We start from the raw sequence: 22,400 nt of genomic DNA on the forward strand, positions 1-22,400 counted from the left end.
CCTCTCCCCGTGAAGGACGGGGAGAGGGGGACCGCCAACGTTGCGGCCAGCCCCTTCTCCCCGTCCTTCACGGGGAGAAGATGCCGGCAGGCAGATGAGGGGCGGCGCTGAAATCGGCAATTGGCGATGGCGCGAAAAAGTCACCCGCCCGTCGCCAGGCTCGCCGACAGCAGCAGCAATCCAAACAGGAAGACGAAGGCGGCGCCGCCGATCTCGACGATCGAGTGGATGCGGTTGCCCATGCGGCCGTCGCCGGCGAAATACACCGCCCAGTTCTTGGCGGTCACCGCGATCGTGGCCAGCGCGGAGACGGTGATGGCGGTGCCGATCGACATCGCCAGCACCGACAGCAGGCCGCCGAGCCAGAGCCCGTTGAGAAGCGCGAAGCTGAGCACGATCAGCGCGCCGGAGCAGGGGCGGATGCCGACCGCCGCCACCGCCGTCCAGGCGGTGCGCCAGTCGAAACGGTCGCCCGACAGCAGCGCCGGATCTGGAGCATGCGAATGGCCGCAGGTCTCGCAGACCTCGCCCGCCGCGTGATCGTGGCGGGCGTGATCTTGCGCGCCGTGATCGTGATGATCGTGCGAATGATCATGCGCGTGGTCGTGATCGTCATGCACGTGCAGCGCGTGCGAATGGGCATGCGCCGATTGGCTGTGAGCAGCGTGCGAATGGCCGGCGTGAGAATGTCCTGCGGGCGAGTGGCTTGCATGGGAATGACCGCCATGAGGATGGCCGGCGTGAGCCGCCGACAGGCTGTAGGCGGGTCCTCTGCCGAACAGGCGCAGGACGGAGGGGCCGAGCTTGCGCCACAACAGCCAGGCACCGAACAGGGTGACGAAGACGAAGCTCATGATTTCCATGAACCAGGCCGCGTCGGTCATCGAGACGGCGGTGCCGCGCAGGACGAAATAGGCGACGGCCATCACCGCGACCGCGGTCAGGCCCTGCAGCAGGGCCGAGACGAAGGACAAAAGGATGCCGCGCCGCAGCGCCACTTCGTTGGCCACCATGTAGGACGAGATCACCGCCTTGCCGTGGCCGGGACCGGCGGCGTGGAAGATGCCGTAGGCGAAGGACAGGCCGATGAGCACCCAGAGCTTGCTGCCGTCCTGGCGCATCGCCTTCATAGCCGTGGCCAGCGCGCGATAGAATTCCTGCTGCCTGAGATTGATCCACATCAGCATATGGGCGAACGGGCCGGTGGTGGGCGCCATGCCGTCATTGACGCCGATGCCGAGCGAACTCTGGGCATGGGCGGTGTTGGCGAAATGCATCATCACGAAGGTGATGGCCAACAGGCCGAATGCCAAACGCAGGGACGGTTTCGTCACGGCTTCATCCTTCCGGCTGACAGGTCAGTTCAAGCTTGGTGGCGAAGATCTTGCTCATGTCGGTTCCTGTCGGATCGTTGAAGAAGGCCTCCGTCAGGGTCTTCTGGTTTTCTTTGATCGCTTCATCCGGATCCGGACGGACCACCTTGCTGGTGCAGTTCGACGGCAGGTCTTGAACCGTGATGTTGGAATCCTCGGTAAAGTCGATCGCCGTGTAGAAAGTCGGATCGTAGACGCCGATATCGATCGTGCCGGTCAGCTTGATCGGCACCTTCGGTTCGGATTCGAACAGAATGATCAACTGGTCGTTGTCGAAATTGGCCATAAGATGCGGCGGCGGCGTCATCGCCACGTCCTTGCCGCCCTGCGTGACGAGTTGGAAATAGTTGAACTCGGCCAGCGAGGCGTGCACGGTGTCGGCGACCTCCTTCAGTTCCTTGTCATCGAGCTTCAGGTCGGAGTTCTTGTCGAACTCCATCATCACCGTGCTGGAAAACAGATCGTCGAAGCGCCAGAGATGGCGCAGCGCTTTCACGCTTTGATGATCCGGAGAGAGGATCACGTCGAGGCGAGCCTCGGCGAAGACGTGCGGATGCACCTGCGCCGGTACGACGGCGGCAAAATTTACCGTCAGGGCCGAAGCCAGCATGATTGCGTGCCGTTTCAGATGCATTCGCGGTCGCGATTCCCTTGGTTTCGGAGAGGATGTCGAGAGTTACCAGAAAGGGGGCGAAAATGGGACCGCGAGACGGCAGGGAGCCTGTTTCATCCCGATGGAACCCGAATGAGGTTCTGATTCGACGATAGAGCGGGATCTCCAGCGAAAATCGGATACTCCTTTCGGGATCATGCCTGGGCTCACTGGAGCCAGAAGATGACGGTTGCGGCGATGCAGATCGCCGACTTGCATCTGATTTGCAGCCGCTTGGAAATCCCTCCGATTCAAGACAAAGTCCCACTCTAGCTTTATGGGAAAGACTCTGATGGAAAACCACGAGCCGTTTTTACGCGAGGCGATCGCGCTCTCGAAATCCGCGATGCAACGCGGCGACGAACCGTTTGGCTCGGTGCTGGTGAAGGACGGCGAAATAATCCTGAGCGCCGAAAACAGCGTCTTCACCGGCCACGATATGACGAACCATGCCGAGATGAACCTCGTTAAACTGGCGGCGCAGCATTACGACACTGCTTTTCTCGCCGACTGCACGCTCTACACCAGCACGGAGCCGTGCGCGATGTGCGCCGGGGCGATCTACTGGTCAGGCATCGGGCGCATGGTGTTTGCGTGCTCCGAAGCGCGGCTTGGCGAGATCGCCGGGATCGGGTTGAACGTGCCGAGCCGGGCGGTGTTGCAAACCGGCGCGCGCATCGTCACCGTGGTTGGCCCGAACCTGGAAGACGAAGCCGCCGAAGTCCATCAGGAATTCTGGCCGAAACATCTGGGCAAGGCTTAGAGCTAAGCGCTTTTCCGGGGAAACCGTTTCACATTTTTCCTGGAATTGCCCTGGAGCCTGGCCGATCAGGCAGCGTCGCGCGTCCTGAACCACTGAACCAGGAAGTCGACGAAGACGCGGACTTTGGCCGGCAGATAGCGGCGGTGCGGGTAGACGGCAAAAATGCCGCCGCCGGACAGGATGCGGTCATCCATGACCTTCACCAGCCGCCCGCTCTCGATGTCGGGCGCGGCGATGAAATCCGGCAGGACGCAAAATCCGAGCCCGGCCACCGCGGCGGCTCTCGCTGTCATCGGGCTGTTGACCTCGATCGGACCCGACACCGCGACGCTCACCGGATCGCCATTGTCGCCCTTGAACGGCCAGTTGTTCAGTCCACGGCCATTGGTGTCGACGATGCACGGCATGCGGCCGAGATCCTGCGGCCGTGTCGGCATGCCATGCTTGGCGATCAGTTCGGGAGAAGCGCAGAGATTGGTGGAAAACGGCGCCAGGCGCCTGGCGATCAGCGACGAGTTCTCCAGCCGCGAGATGCGCACCGCGAGGTCGAAACCCTCCTCGACCAGATCGACGAAGCGGTCGTCGAGCTGGATGTCGAGCACGATGTCGGGGTGCTGTTTGGCGAAGTCGATCAGCGACTGTCCGACCGGCGCGTCGGCGAAGGTACGCGGCGCCGACAGCTTGATCCTGCCGCGCACGTCGCCGGACGATTCCCTCACGGCGTCGGCCAGGCTGTCGACCTCGCGCACGATCTCCGAGGCGCGCCGGTAATAGGTGTGGCCGGCCTCGGTCATCGAGAACTGGCGGGTGGTGCGGTTGAGCAGCAGCGCACCGAGCTCGTCCTCGAGCTCGCGCACATATTTGGACAGCAATGCCTTTGAGCGGCCGATCTTGCGCGCCGCCGCCGAAAAGCCCTCGGCCTCGACCACGTCGATGAAGGCACGCATGCGGGTCAGTGTGTCCATTGGTCAGGCCTTTCGTGCCGCATCGAGAAGTTTCCGGCCGAGCCGTATCAGGGCAATGTCGCTGCCGGAAGGGCCAAGCAGCGACAGGCCAAACGGGGCACCGGCGACCGAGCCGATGGGCAAGGTGATTTGCGGAAAACCTGAAAGGCCGGCAAGGCACAAAAGATGCAAGGCCCGCTCGCGATAGGCCTGGAACTGCTCCGGCGTGCTGTCCACATAGGGCGCCGGGCCGGGAACCGTCGGCAGGACGAGGAAACCGTCCTTGCCTAGCAGGGCGCTGAGTTCGCCGCGAAAGGTCAGCCGGCGCACCTCCTCGGCGTGTGCCATCCGGTCGTCGACGGCACGGCCAAAGCCGAACCGCTCCTCGAGCCCGGGGCCAAGGTGCCGCTCGCCGCTGGTGATCCATTCGCCATGCACCGCCCAGGCTTCCTTGGCCTGCAGCCGGCGAAAGCACCAGTAGAGTTCATCCGGAGACGAGGTGAAGTTGGCTGCCGGCGCCTCCGGCGCGCCGAAGACCGCGCCCGCCAGCGCCCTCATCTCGGCATATTCGGCAAGCGCCGGGCGGGCGACCATCTCGTCCAGCCAGGTCAGCACCAGCGGGCGGTTCAATGGGTGCTGGTGCGGGTCGCGGCCAAGCAGCAGCTTGCCGACGGTCTCATAGGTCTCGATGTCGTCGGCGAACCAGCCGAATGTGTCCAAGCTCGGCGCCAGCGGCATGGTGCCATCGAGCGGAATGCGGCCATGCGTGGTGCGCAGGCCGATCAATCCGCAAAAACTCGCCGGCGCGCGGATCGAGCCGCCAGTGTCGGAGCCTGTCGCGATGTCAGCCAGCCTGCCCGCCACCGCCGCCGCCGAGCCCGATGACGAGCCGCCGGTGACGCGGTCGGGCGCTGCCGGGTTCACTGGAAACGAAAAATGTGAATTTTGACCGAACAGCGCGAAGGCAAACTCGTCGGTCTGGGTCTTGCCGACGAAGCGTGCCCCTGCATCGAGAATCATCTGTACGGCCGGCGCTGTGCGCGAGGCGGCAGGGCTTTCAGCGAATTTCCCGGGATTGCCGCAGCCGGTGCGGTAACCGGCGACGTCGTAGATGTCCTTGACCGCCAGCCGCAGGCCGGCCAGCGGGCCGAATTCGGCATGCGCCACCGGCACCTGGGGGAGATCGAGAAAGGCGTTGAGAGGGCCGTGCGTGCCTGTCATCGTTCGATATCCGGATACGATTGCGCCAGCATTGTTCGATGCAGCAAATTTTACAACCTTGGACACGATTTTTATTGATTGTGAAAGCCTTCGCCCCTATATCGCGCTTGCCCAAAGTCGCACGTGCCTGTGGGTGTCCGCCGATCCTCGAATGGTGAGGGAAATCGGTAAGGTAACTGGAGCCAACCCCTCCAGTCGGTTTAGCGGCCAACCGCCAGACCGAGGACACCTTGAAGCAACGACGGTGCGGGCCTTTCTGGTTCTCTGCCGGTTGTCCAAAGACCGGGGTTACTGAAGAGGCACACCTTCATTGCCGGCAGTGCGGAACGGGGTTCTCCCAGTCCAAGCCAAGGCAGACAAAGCGAACCGAAGCCGGGCAAGGCCAAGGTTCATCGCCGCGAGACGGCGTTTCATGGTTCCGGGGTCTCCACCGGCTGGTTCCATGGATTTCCGTCCCGCCTTTGTCCACCGCGTGTTCGCGAGGCCGACAGCCCGCGTTCCGCAGCCTTATTGCACGCCGGAAGGCGTGATGGAGAAACCCGATGGCTACACAGCGCGTCCTTGACTTCCTTGCTACCCGACGTCCGACCGGCCCTTGCCTCGTCGTCGACCTCGATGTCGTGCGCGACAATTTCCGCGCCTTCGAGAAGGCGCTTCCCGATTCCAGGATCTACTATGCGGTGAAGGCAAATCCGGCGCCGGAAATCCTGCGCCTGCTTGCCGCGATGGGCTCGTCCTTCGACACCGCTTCGGTTGCCGAAGTCGAGATGGCGATGGACGCTGGTGCGCCGGCGGACCGCATCTCCTTCGGCAACACCATCAAGAAGGAGCGTGACATCGCACGCGCCTACCAGCTCGGCATCCGCCTGTTCGCGGTCGACTGCGTCGAGGAAGTCGAGAAGATCGCCCGCGCCGCTCCCGGCGCGCGCGTGTTCTGCCGCGTGTTGACCGACGGCGAGGGCGCCGAATGGCCGCTGTCGCGCAAATTCGGCTGCGTGCCTGATATGGCCGTGGACGTGCTGCGCCATGCCAAGGGACTTGGCCTCGATGCTTATGGCGTATCGTTCCATGTCGGCTCGCAGCAGACCGACCTGACGGCCTGGGACCGTGCGCTGACCGACGCCAAGACGGTGTTCGCGACGCTCGCCGAGGAGGGCATCGTCTTGAAGATGGTCAATATGGGCGGCGGCTTTCCGACGCGCTATCTGCGCGACGTGCCGGCGGCCCAGGCCTATGGCCAGGCGATCTTCTCGGCGCTGCGCAAGCATTTCGGCAACGCTATCCCGGAAACGATCATCGAGCCGGGCCGCGGCATGGTCGGCAATGCCGGCGTCATCAAGTCGGAAGTCGTGCTGATCTCGAAGAAGGCCGACAATGACAATGTGCGCTGGGTGTTCCTCGACATCGGCAAGTTCGGTGGCCTGGCCGAGACGATGGACGAGGCGATCCGCTACCCGATCGTGACCGCGCATGACGGCACCGAGACCGCGCCTTGCGTGCTCGCTGGACCGACCTGCGATTCGGCCGACGTGATGTACGAGAAGACGCCCTATCCGCTGCCTCTGTCGCTGACCATCGGCGACGAGGTGCTGATCGAAGGCACCGGCGCCTACACGACCACCTATTCGGCGGTCGCCTTCAACGGCTTCGAGCCTCTCCGATCCTACGTGATCTGAGGAACTCGCAAGAGCTGCTCAGATCATCCCGGTGGGCGTTTGTCGCCCGCCCGGGCTCGCCTGTGGAACAGATATCCGCTCGCTAGGGATCGCGGAAATGGACATTGCAAATTTCGTTGAAGGCGCTGCGCGCGGAATCTCCCCCCTCGAGGGGGAGATGGCCACGAAGTGGCCAGAGGGGGTCGCCTCACGTAAATCGCCGACGCCGTCTTTCGTCGTTGCCGAAACGCCGGACGACATCGTGGCGCGCGAAGCGCTGCTCGACCATGCCATGGGGCCGAAGCGCAAGACGAAGTCGTCCGAGAAGCTGCGGCGCGGCCGGCGGCCCTCGGAAGGCCTGGCTTTCGTCGCGCGCGACGCCTCGGGTGCAGTCATGGGCACGGTGCGGCTCTGGGACGTCACGCTGGGCGAGGGCGGCCCGGCAGCGCTGCTGCTTGGCCCCCTGGCGGTCGACCCATCGCTCAAGAGTGCAGGCATCGGCTCGGCGCTGATGCGCCATGCGGTCGCCGAAGCCGCGCGTCTCGGCCACGCGGCGATCCTGCTGGTCGGCGACGCGCCTTATTATGGGCGCTTCGGCTTCTCGGCTGCAAAGACCGGTTCGCTTGCCATGCCGGGCCCCTATGAGCGGCACCGCCTGCTGGCGCTGGAACTGGTGGGCGGCGCGCTTGCCGGCGCCGGGGGCACGCTGAAGGCAGCGGGGCGCAAGCTGAAGGCACAGGCGCCGACGCTGGCTGCCTGAAGGTTGAACGCCAATTGCCGCTCAAATGGAAACGCCGCCCGAAAGGCGGCGTTTCTTGTGCCTTGGAGGCGCTGTCGTCTGGGCGCTTTGGGCGTGGTCAGCCGATCAACTGGCTTAGCGCCATGGCGACCGACATATCGCCTTCGACCTTGATCTTGCCGGTCATGAACGCCATGGTCGGGTTCAGGTCGCCAGCGATCAGGGAGTCGAGATCGTCGAGCGAGAGCTTGATGGTGCAGTCGGCGGGCGCGTCGGCGGTCGAGACGTCGGCACCGTCGATGACGATGACGCCGTCGCCGCCGGTGTCGAACTTCACGGAACGATCGAACCCGCTGCTTGCCACGCGCGACCTGATCTTGTCGGCAATCTCCTGAACGCTCACGCTGTTCTCCTTGTCTGGTTGAATCCGTCGCGCTACGGCACGTCAGTCCGGCCGAAGCGTGCTGCCCGCATGGTCCCGCGACCATGATCGCCGTCGCATATAGCTTCGCGTTGACGTTTACGTCAACGGGTTCCGGTCCCCGGGATTGGTTCCTATCGCCGCACCGGGCGGTTTGCCGAGACCGCCGATGCCTGGCGCACAGAATTGCTCAATGCGCCTTGACGGCCTTGGTCATTTCCGACGCCGTGTCGCTTTTCCTGCGGCGCAGCCAGTTGTCGCGGATCTCGTCCTTGGACAGGAAATTGACCTGGTCGACCAGAACCTCATGCACCAGCGTCGCGCCGACACGGGTGTTGACGGTGTCGCGGATCGCGGCGCGGAAGGCGTCGAGGTCGATCGTCTCCTTCTTGGTGAAGTCGATCTGGGGATTGGAATAGAGGTAGGAGTAGACCTGGTCGGTGATGAGCGCCTCGGCCGGGATGGACAGCTTCTTTATCTGCTCGGGCTCGACCGTGTAGACCAGCTTGGTCAGGAAATAGCCGTCGATCCTGGCGTCGCGGATTAATGGCACCGAGATGACCTCGGTCTTGACGTAGTCCAGCCCGCCCAGCATCGGCTTCGGGGTCTCGCCGACGCCATTTTTGCCCGCTGCCTGGAACGAATAGAACACCGCGCCGAGCGTGGCGGCGCAGATCCAGACGGCGATGGCGATAACCTTGATCATTCGGACCCCAAGCGTGGCATGACCGCGCTTTACCCTTTCATCCTACCGAACTCGCCGGCGGAGTAGGTGCCGTCGGTTTCGGCGCGCTGGATGGCGCTGCGCAGCAGGCTGGCGACCTCGTTGACGGCGCTCAGATGCGCCAGGATCGCAGCCTCGTTCTTCGCCAGCTTCTGGCGCAGCCGGATCAGGCCCTCGCGGTGCTGTTCGAGGAACTCGGCTTCGCTGCCGCCCTTCATGGCGCGGGTCAGTTCGTAGAGATAGCGGCTCTTGCGGGCGTTCGACGACTTGAGGTCGTAGCCGGTGTCGGTGCGGATGCCGGCGGTCTCCTGCTCGACCACCTCCTCGATGCGGCCGATGATGGCGGCAAGGTTTCCAGGCCGCGCGAAAGGGGTCGGTGCTTCCGGCGCGGTCGTGCGCGCTGGCAGGTTGGCGGTGAATTCCGAAGAGTCAGCCATGGTGTTTCCCAGTCTAGATCTTGATGTCTGTTTTTATGGTTGTCTCGTCGCCGGTCATCGACCTGGCGGCCTTGCGCTGCAATTCCTGGACGAGCGAGGTGGACAAACGGGTTTGCCGGTCGATCTCGGTCTTTTCCGGTCCGCCCGAGACCGGCCCGATCGGCACCTTGCGCTTGCCCTCGAGATAGTGGTCGGCCACCAGCGACTTGGCGATGCCGATGCCGCCGCGCTCGGCCATGACATCGGCGACGTGCTCGGCGAGCTGCGATTTCCACATGTCGCCGGCCAGACCCGTGCCATAGACGCCCTCGGTGTCCTTGGGCAGCATGTTCTGGATGAAGGTCTGCAGGACCATAGCCTCGAACTTCTTGAATTTCCTGGCGGGATCGGCCGTCGCCGCGGCCTTGTCGGCGGTGGCGCGCGACAGGATCGAGCCGGCATCGACGGAAGCCGCGGTATCGACCGAAAACGGAGCGGCAGCACCACCCGCGCGCCTGGCCAGCGCGGCGCGTGCGGCCTCGATATCCGTCGGATCGACTGCTCGGGCGACATCCATCACGATGTCGCTGGGTGGAGAGATCGCCAAGAAAGTCCGCCTTTTGCCGGTTCCCTTGGCCAGACCATGCCGCAACAAGCTTGTGGCAGGCTTGCGGGGGGCAAGGGGGCAACGTCAGACCGGCAGCCCGAGCTGCTTTCGCAGGCTTTTGTCGAAGGCGGACGCGGGCACGAAACGGCGCAGGAAACTGACCTGGCGTGCTATTTTTCCCGCCGCATAACGTTTCTTCGGAGCGGGATCGATCGCGGCGGCCAAAACGGTCTCGGCGACCACTTCGGGCGCATCGCCTTTTTCCATCGATTTCCGCACGGCCATAGTCATGCCGGCGCGCGCGGAGTCATAGATATCAAGCAACTGATCGGGGGCGGCGAGATTGTCCTCGAATGACGTACGGGTGTAGGCGGGCTCCACCAGCGAAACGCGTATGCCGAACGTGCGCAATTCGTGATCGAGCGATTCGGAATAACCCTCGATGGCATGTTTGGTCGACGAGTAGAGCGCGAAATAAGGGGCGGGGATGAACCCCTGCACCGAACTTAGATTAACGATTCTGCCCTTCCCTTGGCGTCGCATTGCCGGCAATACCGCGTTGGTCACGCGGAACACGCCGAAGACGTTCACGTCGAACAGTGCCCGGGCCTGGGCGGTCGAGGACTCCTCCGCGCCGCCAAACAGTCCCATGCCGGCGTTGTTGACAAGCAGGTCGATGCGTCCGGCTTCGGCCAACACATCATCGACCAGCTTTGCAACGGACGCGTCATCGGTGACGTCGCAGGTCAGCATGGTAACTCCGTCGGACGGCTTGGGGTTCGTGCGGCGGCTGGTTCCGAACACACGAAAGCCCGCGTTCTGCAGGGCCTTGGCCGTTGCATGCCCGATGCCGGTGGATGCCCCCGTCACCAGGGCAACGCCTAGATTGGTCTTGTTCATGGACGTCATCTCCTTCTTTGTGTTGGATCGGAATAGGAGAGGCACGAAAGCTTGGAGCGAAGGATGTCATGATCAGCACCTCGGGGCGTTCGCGTCGTCCTGCGGAACAGTCCAGCGCCCGAACAAGGCGGCGTGACCGCTCCCGTGCCTGTGACGATTATTCGTCGCATCTATTCTCCTGTCATTTTGGTGCGCCGGCGGCGCTGCCCCGCACCACTCAGGCGGCGACTGCTTCGCGAACCTGATCGGCCGCCGCATGCAGAAATGCCTGCGCGAGCTCGGGGTCGTTGACGACCCTTGAGAGCAGTACCGCGCCGACCATTGTCGAGAGAACGGCCATGGCCTTGTCGCCGGCCTTCTCGCCGTCGGCCTCGCCAACCCAACCACCGAGCATCTCAAGGTACTCCTTGATCCCAGCCTCGAACGACGCCTTTACCTCGGCGCCTTGCCTGGCCGCATCCGAGCCGAGCGCAACGACCGGGCAGCCGTCCATCTTTTCTTCGCGATGGTCCATACTGAGGTAGAATGAGATCACCGCGTCGAGCGGTTTCCCAGGATCCGCCGCAGTCGCGGCCGACCACCTGTGGGTGGCGCTTTCCATCGCGCGCCTGGATGCCTGCGCCGCCAGGTCGTCCTTTGACTCGAACTGCTTGTAAAAAGCACCTTGGGTCAGCCCGGCACCCTTCATCAGATCCTTAAGGCCGATGCCGTCAAAGCCTCGCTCCCGAAAAAGGCGGCTTGCCACATTGATCACGGTTTCACGGTTTTCCGCAGCCTGAGTGCGAGTTACGCGCATCGCCATTTCCCTCTTTTAGATTGCATCCGTAATCTATAAACGATATAGAAGTCGAACGCAATCCAAAAAAAGGGGATATGAGATGATCCGCAAAACCATACCTGCGAGCCGACGCGACCATGCGCTGACCTGACGCGAAGACCCAGCATGGTGCTGGCCGGGAGCTCTCGCGTCCGAACGGCTCGCCACAGGGTGCCTTCGATCACGCTACCGAATGAGTTGGAGGAGAGATGATATGCTATACAGTTATTTTGTCGAGAAATCGATCCGACGGAGCTTCGATGACGTCAACAATCATCGCTGGGATGCGGCGGTGAAAGCGCTCGCGCCGCATGTCCATCACCGGGTTGGCGGCGCCCACGCGCTCGGTGGAGAGCGTCACGACAAGGAAGCCCTGCGCCGCTGGTTTGAGCGCCTCGGCCGTGTTCTGCCCACTCTCCATCTCACGGTCAACCACATCTGGGTGAAGGGCTGGCCGTGGCATACCACTGTGTTTGCCCAGTGGGATGGCACCGCAACCCTGCTCAACGGCGACACCTCGTACGCTAACCGCGGTCTCCATGTGTTCACCCTGCGGTGGGGCAAAGTCCACGCGCTTGAGGAATTTTACGATTCACAGGCAGCGGCTCGCGGTCTTGCTGCCCAGGCGGCAGCTGGTCTCGAAGAAGCTGTCGCCGAACAGATAATAAGCTAGCGTTGCCTGCGAAGGTTCGCTTCGGTCCAATAGCAGACCTCCTCCTCTACTCCTGCCCCCGCTTCTGCGCGATCAGGTCCAGCCGTTCGCGGTCCGAACGCTCGCGCTCGTCGCGGTTGCGTACGGTCTTGTAGGCGCGCTCGACCATGTTGGTGCGCGCGCTTGCCGCGGCGATCAGGCTGGCCTCCTGCTTGGCGCTTTCGAGGCTCGCCTCCTGGCGGACGACGGCCTGGGCGATGCGGCGGTGGTAGAGGTCGGGGAACAGGCCGGAGAGGGAATTGTCCTGGTCGAAATGCCCGACCAAATCCCTGGCTTCGGCCTCGGCGGCGTTTGCGGCGGCCAGGAAGGTGGCGTGACGGGTTTCGTGCAGCGCCTTCAACTGTTCCTGCACCTTGACCAGCTTCTTCAGGCGGTCCTTGCGCGTACTCATGTCACCTCGCCAGCGTCAGGTCGACAAAGCCGTCGACGAACAGCGACAGCATGGTGCCGACGGCGAAATAGAAGATGATCATGCCGCCGGCGATGACGAAGGGCTGCGAGATGAAATAGATCGGGATCTGCGGCGTCAGCTTGTTGACGAAGCCGATCGTCAGGTTGACGAGAAGGGCATAGGCGACGAACGGGCTGCCCAAACGGATGACCAGGAAGAAGGAGTCCGACACGGTGTCGGCGACATCGACGAGTGCCGCCTGCGGGTTGAAGAAGACGTTGACCGGCGCGACCGTGTAGGAGGTGACCAGCGCGCGCACGATCTCATGGTCGAAATCGAAGACGAAGAGCATCAGCAGCGCCGAGAACGAGATGATGGCGGCAAGGGCCGCCTGCGGTTCCGGCTCCTCGATCGCCGGCCCGCCCGAGCCGCCATAGCCGATCAGCATGGCGATGGCCGAGCCCATGAAGCGCAAGGCTTCCATGTAGAGCCTGGTCATGGCACCTATCAGCCCGCCGACCAGGAGTTCCGAGATGATCATAGGCACCAGCACCTGAGGGCGCGGATCGACGAAGGGGAAGATCTTGTCCCACAGGAAGGCGAGCAGGCCGCCGGTGGCGGCAACCGCCACGAACAGCCTGACCTGCACCGGCACGCGGGCGCTGGACAGGCCCGGCATCAGCATGAAGCAGGCACCGATCCGGCAGAAGGCGAGGAACGCCGCGATGACGACGCCTTGCGAGAGAACGCTCACGATATGGTCCCGAGCACCCTGATCTCGACGCCCTTGGCGATTTCGACATGGCTCAGCACCGGCAGCGTGGTGAACAGGCGCTCGATGATCATGCGCACATAGGGGCGGGCGTCGGGCGCGGTGACGAGGACGAAGCGCTCGCCGGCCTCGAGGAATTTCTTGATCGCCTTGGTGGCGTCCTGGCCGAATTCTTCCAGTTGGCGCGGATCGATGTCGAACTCGCGCACCTCGCCCTTGGCGTCGCGCTTGAGGCTCTGGTGGAAGGCGAGATCCCAGCGGTTGCCGAGGCGCAGCACCTTGAGCACGCCGCCTTCGGAGAGGTCGCCGCAGATCTGCTGGGCCATGCGGATGCGGACATGCTCGACGATCTGCTCGGTGCGGCGCACATGCGGCGCGATCTCGGCGATCGCCTCGATGATCAGATGCAGGTTGCGGATCGAGACGCGCTCGGCCAGCAGGAGCTTCAGCACCGCCTGCAGGCCGGGATAGGAGATGTGCGTGGTGCAGATCTCGTCGGCGAGCTTGCGGTATTCCTGGTCCTGGCGTTCGAGCAGCGCCTTCATGTCCTTGTAGGACAGAAGCTGCGGCAGGTTGTTGCGGATGACCTCGGAGAGATGGGTGAGCAGCACGGACAAATTGTCGGCGAAGGTGTAGTTCTCGCGCTTCAAATCCTCGGCGAAGGTCTCCATCACCGAATAGGCGCGCATGCCGAAGGCCGGCTCGCGGATCTCCTCGCCGGGTATTTCAGGCACGTCGCGGTTGCCGAGCAGCACCATGATCTCGCCGACACGCATCTGGTACTCGGCGACCACGGTGCCGTGCACCTTGATCTGGTAGCTCTTCGGCGGGATGGCGTAATCGTCGGCGACGCGCACCTCCGGCACGACGAAGCCGTATTGCTGGGCGAATTTCTTGCGCATCTTGCCCATGCGGAAGACCAGTTCCTGATGCGACGTCAGCAGCCGGGTCGAAAGCTGCTTGCCGATCAAGAGCTCGATCTCGGCGGTGGCGAGCGAGGCCTTGACCGAGTTCTTCTCTTCCTCGGCCTTGGTCGCCTTCTCCTGGTTCTTCAGCGCTTCGGCTTCGGCGATGGCGCGGTTGTGGCGCATCGGAATGACATAGCCGAGGCCAGCCATGCCGCCGGCGAGCGCGAAGAAGGGGAAGAACGGCAGGCCGGGCATCAGCCCGAGCAGCACCAGCAGCGCCGCCGCCACGTAGAGGGCACGCGGATGGGCGCCGAGCTGGCCGAACACGGCCTGGTTGGTCGAGCCGCGGGTGCCGCCCTTGGAAACCAGCAGGCCGGCGGCGAGCGAAACGATGAGCGCCGGGATCTGGGTGACGAGACCGTCGCCGACCGACAGCTTGATGAAGACGTCGGCCGCCTCGCCCATGCCCATGCCGTGCCTGATATAGCCGATGGCGATGCCGCCGACGATGTTGATGGCAGTGATGATGAGGCCGGCGATGGCGTCGCCGCGGACGAACTTCGAAGCACCGTCCATCGAGCCGAAGAAAGAGGATTCTTCCTCCAGTTCGCGGCGGCGCAACTGCGCGGTCTTGTCGTCGATCATGCCGGCGGAAAGGTCGGCGTCGATCGACATCTGCTTGCCGGGGATGGCGTCGAGCGTGAAGCGGGCGCCGACCTCGGCGATACGCGTTGCGCCCTTGGTGATGACGATGAAGTTCACCACGATCAGGATCATGAAGACGATGAGGCCGATGACGAAATCGCTGGCCATGACCAGTTTGGAGAAGCCGGCGATGACATAGCCGGCGGCGTGCGTGCCTTCGTTGCCGTGCGACAGGATCATGCGCGTGGTGGCGATGTTGAGCGACAGCCGCAGCATGGTGGCGATGAGAAGTACCGTCGGGAACGAGGAGAAATCGAGCGGCCGCTGGATCCACAGCGCCACCATCAGGATCAGCACCGACAGCGCGATCGAGAAGGCAAGGCCGATGTCGATGAGAAAGGCCGGGATCGGCAGGAACAGCACGGCCAGGATAATGACGATGCCGAGCGCGAAAAAGATGTCGCGGCCGTTCTTGGCCACCGCGCCGGGCTGGATGCTTTCGCTGATCGCCATTCAAGTCCTCGAACCATAGACTGCCGAGCATGCGACAGCCCGGCGAGGGTAGCTGGCCAAGCTTGCGCGAGGGTGGGAGACTGGCTGGTTCGACCGTCTCAAAAGAAGGAAAGACCATGCTCCTGATCATCGGCACCGTTCGCTTGCCGCCGGAAAAGCTTGAGCAGGCAAAGCCCGCAATGGAACGCATGGTTTCGACCAGCCGCGCCGAGCCCGGCTGCCTCGAATATTCCTATGCTCAGGATGTCCTCGACGCCGGGCTCATCCGTGTCACGGAAGTCTGGAGCGACCGGGCAGCGCTCGACGCGCATTTCCGCACGCCGCACATTGCGGACTGGCGTGCGAGCTGGCCGGCGCTCGGCATCGGCGAGCGCAACCTCGTGCTTTATGAAGCCGGCGATCCCAAGCCGACCTGAGCGACGCGCCGGCCGGATGCCGCTCAGCCGCCGTCGAATACTTCAGGATCCGTGCCGGCTGGTGGCAAGGTATCGCCAATATGGTTGCCATGCCATGCCGCCGGGCGTATCAGGCGAGCCTTCCCTGTCTTTTCCGATATCGGCGAGCCGCCTTGGTGCTTTCCAGAAACCACCCGCAAGTCTATGCCCGCCGGCTGCGCGCGGTGCTGATCAGATCGCTGCCGCTGCTCGAGGCACGCGGCATCGCGGTGGTCATCCTGGCCGGCGTCGTCGGGGGCATGGCGGGCATACTGGTCACCGCGATGAGCCAGATCGTGCAGGACCTGCACTGGCTGCTGTTCGGCGTGCAGCCCGGCGGCAGGCTTTCGGGCATGTTCTCGCTCGCCAGTCCGATGCAGGCGCTGGTCCCGGCGATCGGCGGCATCCTGCTCGGGCTGACGGTGATCTGGCTGAGAATCCGGAAGTTCCGCACGCCGGTCGATCCGATCGAGGCCAACGCGCTCTATGGCGGGCGCATGTCGCTGACCGATACCTTCATCATCGCCGGCCAGACGATGATCTCCAGCGGCTTCGGCGCTTCGGTCGGGCTGGAGGCCGGCTATACGCAGGTCGGGTCCGGCCTGGCGTCGAGGCTGGCGCGCATGTTCAGGCTGCGCCGCAACGATGTCCGGGTCCTGGTCGGCTGCGGTGCCGCCGGCGCCATTGCCGCCGCCTTCGACGCGCCGTTGACCGGCGCCTTCTACGGCTTCGAGCTGGTTATCGGCATCTATTCGGTCGCCAATGTGGCGCCGGTGATGGCGGCGGCGGTCTCGGCCTCGCTGACCGCGGAGGTGTTTGGCGGAGTGCCGTTTCCGCTGGAGCTTTCAGGCCTGCCGGCGCTCACCGCCGGCCAATACCTGCCGTTCCTGCTGCTTGGCCTGCTCGGCGGCGCTGCCTCGGTCGCCATCATGCAACTGGTGACGCTGATCGAACGCGGTTTTGCCAGGCTGTCGGTCGATGCCTCGCTGCGTCCCGTCATCGGCGGCATCATCGTCGGTCTGCTGGGATTGATCACGCCGCAGGTCCTGTCCAGCGGCCATGGCGCGCTGCATCGCGAATTCGCCATGAACTATGGGCTGACCGTGGTGGCCAGCGTCTTCGTGCTGAAACTGGCCGCGTCGGCGGTTTCGCTGGGGTCGGGCTTTCGCGGCGGTCTGTTCTTCGCCTCGTTGTTTCTCGGCGCGCTGCTCGGCAAGGCGTTCGCGGGCGTGATGGCCCTCGTCTCGCCGGCGACCGGCATCGACCCCGCCGTCGCCGCCGTCGTCGGCATGACCTCGCTGGCCGTCGGCGTCGTCGGCGGTCCGCTGACGATGACGTTCCTGGCGCTGGAATCGACCGGCGACCTGACGCTTACCGGCGTGGTCCTGGCCGCCTCGATCATGGCGGCGATCCTGGTGCGCGAGACCTTCGGCTATTCGTTCTCGACATGGCGCTTCCATTTGCGCGGCGAAACCATCCGCAGCGCCCACGATGTCGGCTGGATGCGCAGTCTCACCGTCGGCTCGATGATGCGCAAGGACATCAAGACCATCGATGCCTCGACGACGCTTGCCGCCTTCCGCAAGCAGGTGCCGCTGGGATCCGCCCAGCGCGTCATCGCCGTCGAGGCGCAGGATCATTATGTCGGCGTGCTGATCGTGGCCGAGCTGCACAGCGATCTCTCCGACGGAGAGATCGCTGTGCGCGACCTTGCCAAATACAAGGATGCCGTCCTGGTGCCCAGCATGAACGTGCAGTCCGCCGCCGAGACGTTCCAGCGCGCCGGCGCCGAGGAACTGGCCGTCGTCGAGGATTTCACCGACCACATCGTGCTCGGACTTCTGACCGAGGGCCATTTGATGCGGCGCTACGCCGAAGAACTCGAAAAGGCACGCCGGGACCTGTCTGGCGAGGGTTAGCGGGCAGCCTGGCCGCTGTTTCCGCGCAGCCACCGCATGGCCAGGGCAGCGACAAGGAGAACTACATACGGCCAATAGTAGGCGTCATGAACCGCGCGCTTGCCCTCGGCGATCATGAAGGTCAGCCATATGTCGTAGCCGCCCACGGTATGAAGGAGGCGCCATGCGCGTGACCCGAGCCACGCGGCTGTGCGATCGAAGGAGGTCGCGGCCATGGCAACGATGAACAGATAGGCAAGGCCGCCGAATATGAACATCGCCGGATCCGTGGCGTCGTCGAACTGCGCCGGATCCATCCGGGAGAACACGGCAAGAGCGATCGCATGGACGCCGTGAGAGAAGGCGAAGGCCAGTCCGATCTGACGCCGATGGCGGCGCAGGAACAGCGTCGATCGACTCGGCAAGTGGCGTGCGAGTGCCGCTGCCGAAAAAGCGGTGCAGAACAGGACGAGCGACATCTGTGCGGTGAGCCGGATGACCCGACGGACGGCCTCGACCGAAAAGTCGCCGCCAAATGCGACTAGCCCGGATAGCGCAAGGATGATCGCCGCTAGAAGCCAGAAAAGCCACCAGCGGCTCGTTGTGCTTGCTGTCAGGGATGGTGCGATGACGTTCATGGTGCCTCCGGAGCGATAAATGTAATCATCACTTACATTAATCGGCGGCCATTGCAACACAGAAGTAAGTCGTGCTTGCATCGATTCGGGAATTGTGGTGGCTGCCACGATATCAGCCTAAAAATCGAAGCACGTTCGGACAGCGGCATGCGGACACAACGCAAGACATACCACCATGGCAGTTTGCGGCAGGCGCTGATCGACGCGGCCCTTTCTATCGCCAAGGAGGATGGCGTCGACCAGGTGACGGTGCGTGAGGCCGGAAAACGAGCCGGAGTGTCGTCCGGAGCGCCGTTCCGGCATTTTCCGACCAAGACCGCGCTGATGACCGCCGTGGCCGAGGAGGCGATGCGCCGGTTTCGCGCCCAGATTTCCGTCGAACTGGACAAAGCGGAACACCTTGATCCGCTGTCGCGTTTTCGGGCCCTAGGTTCCGCCTATTTGCGCTGGGTCATCGATAACCCGACGCATTTCGAGGTCATTTCAATGCGGCGGGCGATCGACTTCGATGCCTCCGAGACGCTTGTTCAGCTCAACGAGGAGATCCGCGATCTGATGGTGAGGATACTGGACGACGCACGCGCCGCCGGCCAACTGCGGACAATGGATGTGGAAGGTGTTCCCTTGCAGGCGCGCGCACTGGTCTATGGACTCGCCCGCATGTGGATTGACGGCCAGTTCGCGCAATGGGGCGGCGCCGAAAAGGCTGAATTGCTGATGAAGCAGAGCCTCGATGGTTTTCTCGCCCTGCTCGCGAAACAAGACAGCGAGATTTCCGCCGCGCGTTCAGATTAAGCGCGCTTTTACCCGACCCGAAACGCAGTTCTGGCGGCATTCATCAGTGCTCGATCGGTCCCTTGATCGGCACGAGGGCCGTGCCGGCGGTCGTCGGGCGCTCGATCATGCGGCGCACGCGCGGCGGCTCGTCGCCGCTGTGCAGGGCGCGCACGCGTTCGCCGATGACGGCGTCGGCATGGGTGGCGCGCCGGTTGTGGCGCACATATTCGAGCCAGGTCGGCGTGTGATAGTGCTCGATCCAGATCGCCGGATTTTCGAGGTCGCGCGCCAGCGTCCAGTTGCGGGCGCCGTCGCGGCGGCGGATGCGGCCGCGCTCGGCCATGGTGGCGAGGAATTCCGGCACGTCCTCGTCGCGGACGATGTATTCGATCATGATGGCGATGGGCCCGCTGCGCGGCTTCAGGTCGAGGCCCAGATGCGGTTCCTTGAAGCGATTGAGCGGGTCGAGGTTGAGCACCTGTTGTTGCGGCAGCGGCAGAAGCAGGCCGATGGCGCCGCCGGCCAGCATGGCGATGCCGGCTGCGATCAGCGCGGATTCGGCGCCATGCGCGTCGGCGACGACGCCCCAGATCCAGCTGCCGAGCGCGATGCCGCCGAAGGTGGCGGTCTGATAGACCGACAGCACCCGGCCGACCACCCAGCGCGGCGTCGCCATCTGCACGGTGACGTTGAAATGCGACAGCGCGATCACCCAGCAGGCACCGCCGACCAGCAGGCCGAGCGACGTCTGCCAGGCATGCTGGCTGACGGCGGCATTGAAGGCGCAAAGCGCGAAGCCGGCGAAGGCACAGCGCACCATCGTCTCGCTGGACAGAAGCTGCCGCAGCCGCACGCTGATCAATGCGCCGCCGACGGCGCCGATGCCGAAGGCGCCAAGCATGATGCCGTAGGTCAAGGCATCGCCCTTGACGACGTCGCGTGCGACCAGGGGCAGCAATGCCAGCACCGCGCCGGCGCTGAAGCCGAAGGCCGAGCCCCTGACCAGCACCTTGCCGATGTTGGGCGACATGGCGACGTAACGCAGGCCGGCGCCCATGGCCGCCCCCAGCGCTTCGCGCGGCAAGGTCGATGCCGGCAGGTCCGGTTTCCAGCGCGCCAGCACGACGATGAGGCCGATATAGCTTACCGCGTTCGCCGCGAAGGCCGCCGCCGCGCCGGCCGCGGCGACGATGATGCCGCCGATCGCCGGGCCAACGCTGCGCGTCAGGTTGAAGCCCATGGAGTTCAGCGCGACGGCGGCGGGCACCTTGTTGCGGGGGACGATGTCGCCGACCGAAGCCTGCCATGAGGGGCTGTTCAGCGCCGTGCCGCTGTCGATCAGGAAGGTAAAGGCGAGCAGCGTCCAGGGCGTGATCAGGCCGAAATAGGTGAACACGGTCAAAAGCACGGAAACAACCAGCATGAAGATCTGGGCGACCAGCATCACCTTGCGCCGGTCGAAGCTGTCGGCGATGGCGCCGGCGACGAGCGCAAACAGCATGATCGGCAAGGTGGTCGAGGCCTGGACCAGCGCGACCTGATAGGAGGAGGTGGCGATCGTGGTCATCATCCAGGCCGCGCCGACGCCCTGGATCAGGCCGCCGAAATTGGAAGCGAGACTTGCCGCCCACACCGCGCGGAAAATGCCGTGCCGGAAGGGCGCCAGCGCCGAGACGCCCTCGCTTTCCGGCTTTTCGTCAATCATCGGGTCCCTGCCATGTCGTGCTGATTCGTCGGATGATCGGTTCGCCCAGATCATTGCCGAAACTAGGGCATGGCGTCGCAAAGGGCGAATGTCTTTCGAAAAAGACCATGGTCCAACAATGAGATAGAGGCGGTCCAAGCCCTCCATCCCGCGTCAGACTGGATACGAATGGACCGGTGCGCGTCGCTCACGATGGCCCCGTAGCGCTTCGGCGAGCCGGTTGCTGGTCTGGCCGCCGGCGCGCGGGCGCAACTTTCCCCGGCGGGCTCAGAATCCGTTTTCGATGCGCTCGAAGATGACGTTGGTGAAGGCCGATATCTGGCTGCCGATGAAAGGTCCGGTCAGCGCCACTACCAGCATGATGGCGACGATCTTGGGCACGAAGGTCAGGGTGATCTCCTGGACCTGCGTCAGCGCCTGGATCAGGGCGATGCCGATGCCGACAGCCATGGCGACCAGCACCACGGGGGCGGACGCGGTCAGCACCGTCCACACCGCGTACTGGACGATATCGAGAGCGTCGGCCTCGTTCATCGGATCGGCTCTGCCGGCCTCGTCAGCTCGCCGCCTTGACCGAAACGCCCGGGCCGACCGCGATTTCCGTGCCGTTCTGCAGCACGGCGATGAGGCCGGTGCTGGCAAGGCGCACGGAAGCGACGGTGCCCGTCGTGTTGCCATCGGCCGAGGTGATCGAGCGCCCGATCAGCGCATCGGCCTGCGACAGCGCCGAGGACTGCATGATCTGGCCGAGCTTGGTGTTGGTCTGCACCGATTGCTCGACCTGGGAGAAGGTGGCGAGCTGGGCGACATATTGCGTCGAATCCATCGGCTTGGTCGGATCCTGGTTCTTCATCTCGGCGATCAGAAGCTTCAGGAAAGACTGGTAGTCGACAGCGGTCTTCGAGGTCTGCTGGGTGGCCTGGTTGGCGCCAACCGGCAACGTCGTCGTCATGTCCACGGTCATCGGTAGCGTGCTCCCACTGCCAGCGGACGCGGTGCGCCCACAACATCGTCATTGCCGCCAAGCGCGCGGCGTTCGAGAGGATAAAGCGAACGGATCGCCTTCAATGCCTCATAGATATGGTCCTCGCCGACCATGCGGTCGATCTGTTTCAGCGCGCTGCCGATCTCGGCGTCCTCGAAACTTGCCAGGAGCAGCGGCAGCGAGCGTCGGAACATCTCGCGTGCCTCGCCGGCCCCGGTCGGGTTCACCAGCATGACCTGCAGGATGAAATAGAGCTGCCTGAGCGGCGTCGAGGCGTCGTCGGCCTGGATCACATGGCTTTCGAGCAGGAACTGCACGTCGTTCATCAATTCGACGGTGACCTTTCGGTCGACGCGGATGACCGCGCCGTTGATGTAGATCTTTTCGTTGGGCTTCAGCGATATCTTCAGCGTGTTGCTCATTGAATGCCGTCCCGGATGATCTGGGACACTTCGATCAGCCCTTCGAAATTGTTGGTGCGGCCCTGGCGGATGTCCTCCGCCTCGCGCAGCAGCCACAGGCCGATAGAGATCAGGTTGGCGCGCAGTTCCTTCGGCAACGCGTTGTCGCTCGAGCCGAGATCCTCGACGAAGATGGTCCAGACGCGATTGGTGAAATGCAGCGCCTCCACCGCCTCCATCGAATCGCGGCCGATCGCGGCCGCCGCCGCCAGCATGTCGATCGAGCGGGTCAGGAGCTGCCGTTCGCGATCCTTCGCATCCGAGACGGACGTGCTCTGGATGTCGGCGTAGGAGAATTGGTACATCGTTGGCTCTACCGTTCCGCTGGA

26 protein-coding genes are annotated in these 22,400 nt (G+C 63.9%); 7 read left to right on the top strand and 19 right to left on the bottom strand.

All coding sequences use genetic code 11. From position 1 onward, the window contains the following. Positions 1-140: 140 nt before the first annotated feature. Both NKJ26_RS23055 and NKJ26_RS23060 read right to left on the bottom strand, forming a co-directional pair. A complete protein-coding gene (locus tag NKJ26_RS23055) occupies positions 141-1,280 on the bottom strand; it encodes a nickel/cobalt transporter (RefSeq protein ID WP_352697439.1) in 1,140 nt (379 codons plus the stop codon). Positions 1,281-1,338: 58 nt separating this feature from the next. Then, on the bottom strand, positions 1,339-2,007 hold the full coding sequence (locus NKJ26_RS23060; RefSeq protein ID WP_352697340.1) for a DUF1007 family protein: 669 nt from the start codon (positions 2,005-2,007) through the stop codon (positions 1,339-1,341). A gap of 310 nt (positions 2,008-2,317) precedes the next feature. On the opposite strand from NKJ26_RS23060, the gene NKJ26_RS23065 reads away from it, so the two are divergent. Then, positions 2,318-2,788 carry a nucleoside deaminase gene (locus NKJ26_RS23065; RefSeq protein WP_352697342.1) on the top strand — a complete coding sequence of 157 codons (471 nt, stop codon included), beginning with the start codon at positions 2,318-2,320 and terminating at the stop codon, positions 2,786-2,788. 65 nt (positions 2,789-2,853) lie between these two features. On the opposite strand, the gene NKJ26_RS23070 is transcribed toward NKJ26_RS23065, so the two are convergent. Together NKJ26_RS23070 and NKJ26_RS23075 are read right to left on the bottom strand one after the other, a co-directional pair. Then, on the bottom strand, positions 2,854-3,753 hold the full coding sequence (locus NKJ26_RS23070) for a LysR family transcriptional regulator (protein ID WP_352603134.1): 900 nt from the start codon (positions 3,751-3,753) through the stop codon (positions 2,854-2,856). Between the two features lie 3 nt (positions 3,754-3,756). Further along, the gene (locus NKJ26_RS23075; RefSeq protein WP_352697343.1) at positions 3,757-4,953 is read right to left on the bottom strand and encodes an amidase; all 1,197 of its coding nucleotides are present in this window, start codon (positions 4,951-4,953) and stop codon (positions 3,757-3,759) included. 542 nt (positions 4,954-5,495) lie between these two features. Here NKJ26_RS23075 and odc2 point away from each other — a divergent pair. After that, a complete protein-coding gene (gene odc2, locus NKJ26_RS23080; protein ID WP_352603138.1) occupies positions 5,496-6,629 on the top strand; it encodes an ornithine/lysine decarboxylase in 1,134 nt (377 codons plus the stop codon). Between the two features lie 157 nt (positions 6,630-6,786). Beyond that, positions 6,787-7,368: a GNAT family N-acetyltransferase gene (locus tag NKJ26_RS23085; RefSeq protein WP_352697345.1), complete on the top strand. Its 582-nt coding sequence runs from the start codon at positions 6,787-6,789 to the stop codon at positions 7,366-7,368. A 97-nt stretch (positions 7,369-7,465) separates the two neighbouring features. Here NKJ26_RS23085 and NKJ26_RS23090 read toward each other — a convergent pair whose 3' ends face one another. The 6 genes from NKJ26_RS23090 to NKJ26_RS23115 all read right to left on the bottom strand — a co-directional run bounded on the left by NKJ26_RS23090 (position 7,466) and on the right by NKJ26_RS23115 (position 11,211). Then, on the bottom strand, positions 7,466-7,750 hold the full coding sequence (locus NKJ26_RS23090) for an SCP2 sterol-binding domain-containing protein (RefSeq protein ID WP_352603142.1): 285 nt from the start codon (positions 7,748-7,750) through the stop codon (positions 7,466-7,468). A gap of 208 nt (positions 7,751-7,958) precedes the next feature. Beyond that, the gene (locus tag NKJ26_RS23095) at positions 7,959-8,474 is read right to left on the bottom strand and encodes a hypothetical protein (protein ID WP_352697347.1); all 516 of its coding nucleotides are present in this window, start codon (positions 8,472-8,474) and stop codon (positions 7,959-7,961) included. Positions 8,475-8,503: 29 nt separating this feature from the next. Beyond that, entirely contained in the window at positions 8,504-8,929 is a 426-nt protein-coding gene (locus tag NKJ26_RS23100; protein ID WP_352603146.1) for a hypothetical protein, read from the bottom strand. Positions 8,930-8,942: 13 nt separating this feature from the next. After that, positions 8,943-9,515 carry a rod-binding protein gene (locus NKJ26_RS23105; RefSeq protein ID WP_502899529.1) on the bottom strand — a complete coding sequence of 191 codons (573 nt, stop codon included), beginning with the start codon at positions 9,513-9,515 and terminating at the stop codon, positions 8,943-8,945. Positions 9,516-9,599: 84 nt separating this feature from the next. Continuing rightward, on the bottom strand, positions 9,600-10,415 hold the full coding sequence (locus NKJ26_RS23110) for an oxidoreductase (RefSeq protein WP_352697349.1): 816 nt from the start codon (positions 10,413-10,415) through the stop codon (positions 9,600-9,602). 217 nt (positions 10,416-10,632) lie between these two features. Next, positions 10,633-11,211 (bottom strand): TetR/AcrR family transcriptional regulator, encoded by a 579-nt coding sequence (locus NKJ26_RS23115; RefSeq protein WP_352603275.1) that lies wholly within the window; start codon positions 11,209-11,211, stop codon positions 10,633-10,635. A gap of 235 nt (positions 11,212-11,446) precedes the next feature. Here NKJ26_RS23115 and NKJ26_RS23120 point away from each other — a divergent pair, with 235 nt between their 5' ends. After that, the gene (locus NKJ26_RS23120; protein WP_352603150.1) at positions 11,447-11,905 is read left to right on the top strand and encodes a nuclear transport factor 2 family protein; all 459 of its coding nucleotides are present in this window, start codon (positions 11,447-11,449) and stop codon (positions 11,903-11,905) included. Positions 11,906-11,951: 46 nt separating this feature from the next. Here the strand turns inward: NKJ26_RS23120 and NKJ26_RS23125 are convergent, their stop codons facing one another. The 3 genes from NKJ26_RS23125 to flhA are packed head-to-tail and all read right to left on the bottom strand — an operon-like array spanning position 11,952 to position 15,173. Next, positions 11,952-12,335, bottom strand: a complete 384-nt coding sequence (locus NKJ26_RS23125) for a hypothetical protein (RefSeq protein WP_352697351.1) — start codon at positions 12,333-12,335, stop codon at positions 11,952-11,954. 1 nt (position 12,336) lies between these two features. Further along, on the bottom strand, positions 12,337-13,089 hold the full coding sequence (gene fliR / locus NKJ26_RS23130) for a flagellar biosynthetic protein FliR (protein WP_352603154.1): 753 nt from the start codon (positions 13,087-13,089) through the stop codon (positions 12,337-12,339). Further along, positions 13,086-15,173: a flagellar biosynthesis protein FlhA gene (flhA, locus tag NKJ26_RS23135; protein ID WP_352697353.1), complete on the bottom strand. Its 2,088-nt coding sequence runs from the start codon at positions 15,171-15,173 to the stop codon at positions 13,086-13,088. The genes fliR and flhA overlap by 4 nt, the downstream gene beginning before the upstream one ends. A gap of 116 nt (positions 15,174-15,289) precedes the next feature. Between flhA and NKJ26_RS23140 the strand changes: the two genes are divergently transcribed. Then, positions 15,290-15,589 (top strand): putative quinol monooxygenase, encoded by a 300-nt coding sequence (locus tag NKJ26_RS23140; protein ID WP_027024208.1) that lies wholly within the window; start codon positions 15,290-15,292, stop codon positions 15,587-15,589. Between the two features lie 155 nt (positions 15,590-15,744). Next, entirely contained in the window at positions 15,745-17,526 is a 1,782-nt protein-coding gene (locus NKJ26_RS23145) for a chloride channel protein (RefSeq protein ID WP_352697440.1), read from the top strand. On the opposite strand, the gene NKJ26_RS23150 is transcribed toward NKJ26_RS23145, so the two are convergent. Next, the gene (locus NKJ26_RS23150) at positions 17,523-18,251 is read right to left on the bottom strand and encodes a hypothetical protein (protein WP_352697356.1); all 729 of its coding nucleotides are present in this window, start codon (positions 18,249-18,251) and stop codon (positions 17,523-17,525) included. The two genes, NKJ26_RS23145 and NKJ26_RS23150, sit on opposite strands and share 4 nt — an antisense overlap. Before the next feature lie 75 nt (positions 18,252-18,326). Between NKJ26_RS23150 and NKJ26_RS23155 the strand changes: the two genes are divergently transcribed. Continuing rightward, positions 18,327-18,938, top strand: a complete 612-nt coding sequence (locus tag NKJ26_RS23155) for a TetR/AcrR family transcriptional regulator (protein WP_352697358.1) — start codon at positions 18,327-18,329, stop codon at positions 18,936-18,938. Positions 18,939-18,981: 43 nt separating this feature from the next. Here the strand turns inward: NKJ26_RS23155 and NKJ26_RS23160 are convergent, their stop codons facing one another. The 5 genes from NKJ26_RS23160 to flaF all read right to left on the bottom strand — a co-directional run bounded on the left by NKJ26_RS23160 (position 18,982) and on the right by flaF (position 22,376). Next, positions 18,982-20,625, bottom strand: coding sequence for an MFS transporter (locus NKJ26_RS23160; protein ID WP_352697360.1), 1,644 nt, complete (start codon positions 20,623-20,625; stop codon positions 18,982-18,984). A 267-nt stretch (positions 20,626-20,892) separates the two neighbouring features. Further along, on the bottom strand, positions 20,893-21,159 hold the full coding sequence (gene fliQ / locus NKJ26_RS23165; protein WP_027024211.1) for a flagellar biosynthesis protein FliQ: 267 nt from the start codon (positions 21,157-21,159) through the stop codon (positions 20,893-20,895). A 22-nt stretch (positions 21,160-21,181) separates the two neighbouring features. Then, positions 21,182-21,589, bottom strand: a complete 408-nt coding sequence (gene flgD / locus NKJ26_RS23170; protein WP_352603162.1) for a flagellar hook assembly protein FlgD — start codon at positions 21,587-21,589, stop codon at positions 21,182-21,184. Then, complete coding sequence (gene flbT, locus NKJ26_RS23175; RefSeq protein ID WP_352603164.1) at positions 21,586-22,032, bottom strand: flagellar biosynthesis repressor FlbT; 447 nt, start codon at positions 22,030-22,032, stop codon at positions 21,586-21,588. The genes flgD and flbT overlap by 4 nt, the downstream gene beginning before the upstream one ends. Then, complete coding sequence (flaF, locus tag NKJ26_RS23180; RefSeq protein ID WP_352603166.1) at positions 22,029-22,376, bottom strand: flagellar biosynthesis regulator FlaF; 348 nt, start codon at positions 22,374-22,376, stop codon at positions 22,029-22,031. Before flaF ends, flbT begins: the two co-directional genes overlap by 4 nt. Positions 22,377-22,400: the final 24 nt, after the last annotated feature.

This window comes from Mesorhizobium sp. M0152, from assembly GCF_040322415.1.
Taxonomy (GTDB): domain Bacteria; phylum Pseudomonadota; class Alphaproteobacteria; order Rhizobiales; family Rhizobiaceae; genus Mesorhizobium.

What these genes read in the sequence shown, in the direction of transcription:
- NKJ26_RS23055 (WP_352697439.1), bottom strand. Translation starts at nt 1,280, where the DNA reads ATGATGCATTTCGCCAACACCGCCCATGCCCAGAGTTCGCTCGGCATC.
- NKJ26_RS23060 (WP_352697340.1), bottom strand. Translation starts at nt 2,007, where the DNA reads ATGCATCTGAAACGGCACGCAATCATGCTGGCTTCGGCCCTGACGGTA.
- NKJ26_RS23065 (WP_352697342.1), top strand. Translation starts at nt 2,318, where the DNA reads ATGGAAAACCACGAGCCGTTTTTACGCGAGGCGATCGCGCTCTCGAAA.
- NKJ26_RS23070 (WP_352603134.1), bottom strand. Translation starts at nt 3,753, where the DNA reads ATGGACACACTGACCCGCATGCGTGCCTTCATCGACGTGGTCGAGGCC.
- NKJ26_RS23075 (WP_352697343.1), bottom strand. Translation starts at nt 4,953, where the DNA reads ATGACAGGCACGCACGGCCCTCTCAACGCCTTTCTCGATCTCCCCCAG.
- odc2 (WP_352603138.1), top strand. Translation starts at nt 5,496, where the DNA reads ATGGCTACACAGCGCGTCCTTGACTTCCTTGCTACCCGACGTCCGACC.
- NKJ26_RS23085 (WP_352697345.1), top strand. Translation starts at nt 6,787, where the DNA reads ATGGCCACGAAGTGGCCAGAGGGGGTCGCCTCACGTAAATCGCCGACG.
- NKJ26_RS23095 (WP_352697347.1), bottom strand. Translation starts at nt 8,474, where the DNA reads ATGATCAAGGTTATCGCCATCGCCGTCTGGATCTGCGCCGCCACGCTC.
- NKJ26_RS23100 (WP_352603146.1), bottom strand. Translation starts at nt 8,929, where the DNA reads ATGGCTGACTCTTCGGAATTCACCGCCAACCTGCCAGCGCGCACGACC.
- NKJ26_RS23110 (WP_352697349.1), bottom strand. Translation starts at nt 10,415, where the DNA reads ATGAACAAGACCAATCTAGGCGTTGCCCTGGTGACGGGGGCATCCACC.
- NKJ26_RS23115 (WP_352603275.1), bottom strand. Translation starts at nt 11,211, where the DNA reads ATGCGCGTAACTCGCACTCAGGCTGCGGAAAACCGTGAAACCGTGATC.
- NKJ26_RS23120 (WP_352603150.1), top strand. Translation starts at nt 11,447, where the DNA reads ATGCTATACAGTTATTTTGTCGAGAAATCGATCCGACGGAGCTTCGAT.
- NKJ26_RS23125 (WP_352697351.1), bottom strand. Translation starts at nt 12,335, where the DNA reads ATGAGTACGCGCAAGGACCGCCTGAAGAAGCTGGTCAAGGTGCAGGAA.
- flhA (WP_352697353.1), bottom strand. Translation starts at nt 15,173, where the DNA reads ATGGCGATCAGCGAAAGCATCCAGCCCGGCGCGGTGGCCAAGAACGGC.
- NKJ26_RS23140 (WP_027024208.1), top strand. Translation starts at nt 15,290, where the DNA reads ATGCTCCTGATCATCGGCACCGTTCGCTTGCCGCCGGAAAAGCTTGAG.
- NKJ26_RS23160 (WP_352697360.1), bottom strand. Translation starts at nt 20,625, where the DNA reads ATGATTGACGAAAAGCCGGAAAGCGAGGGCGTCTCGGCGCTGGCGCCC.
- fliQ (WP_027024211.1), bottom strand. Translation starts at nt 21,159, where the DNA reads ATGAACGAGGCCGACGCTCTCGATATCGTCCAGTACGCGGTGTGGACG.
- flgD (WP_352603162.1), bottom strand. Translation starts at nt 21,589, where the DNA reads ATGACCGTGGACATGACGACGACGTTGCCGGTTGGCGCCAACCAGGCC.
- flbT (WP_352603164.1), bottom strand. Translation starts at nt 22,032, where the DNA reads ATGAGCAACACGCTGAAGATATCGCTGAAGCCCAACGAAAAGATCTAC.
- flaF (WP_352603166.1), bottom strand. Translation starts at nt 22,376, where the DNA reads ATGTACCAATTCTCCTACGCCGACATCCAGAGCACGTCCGTCTCGGAT.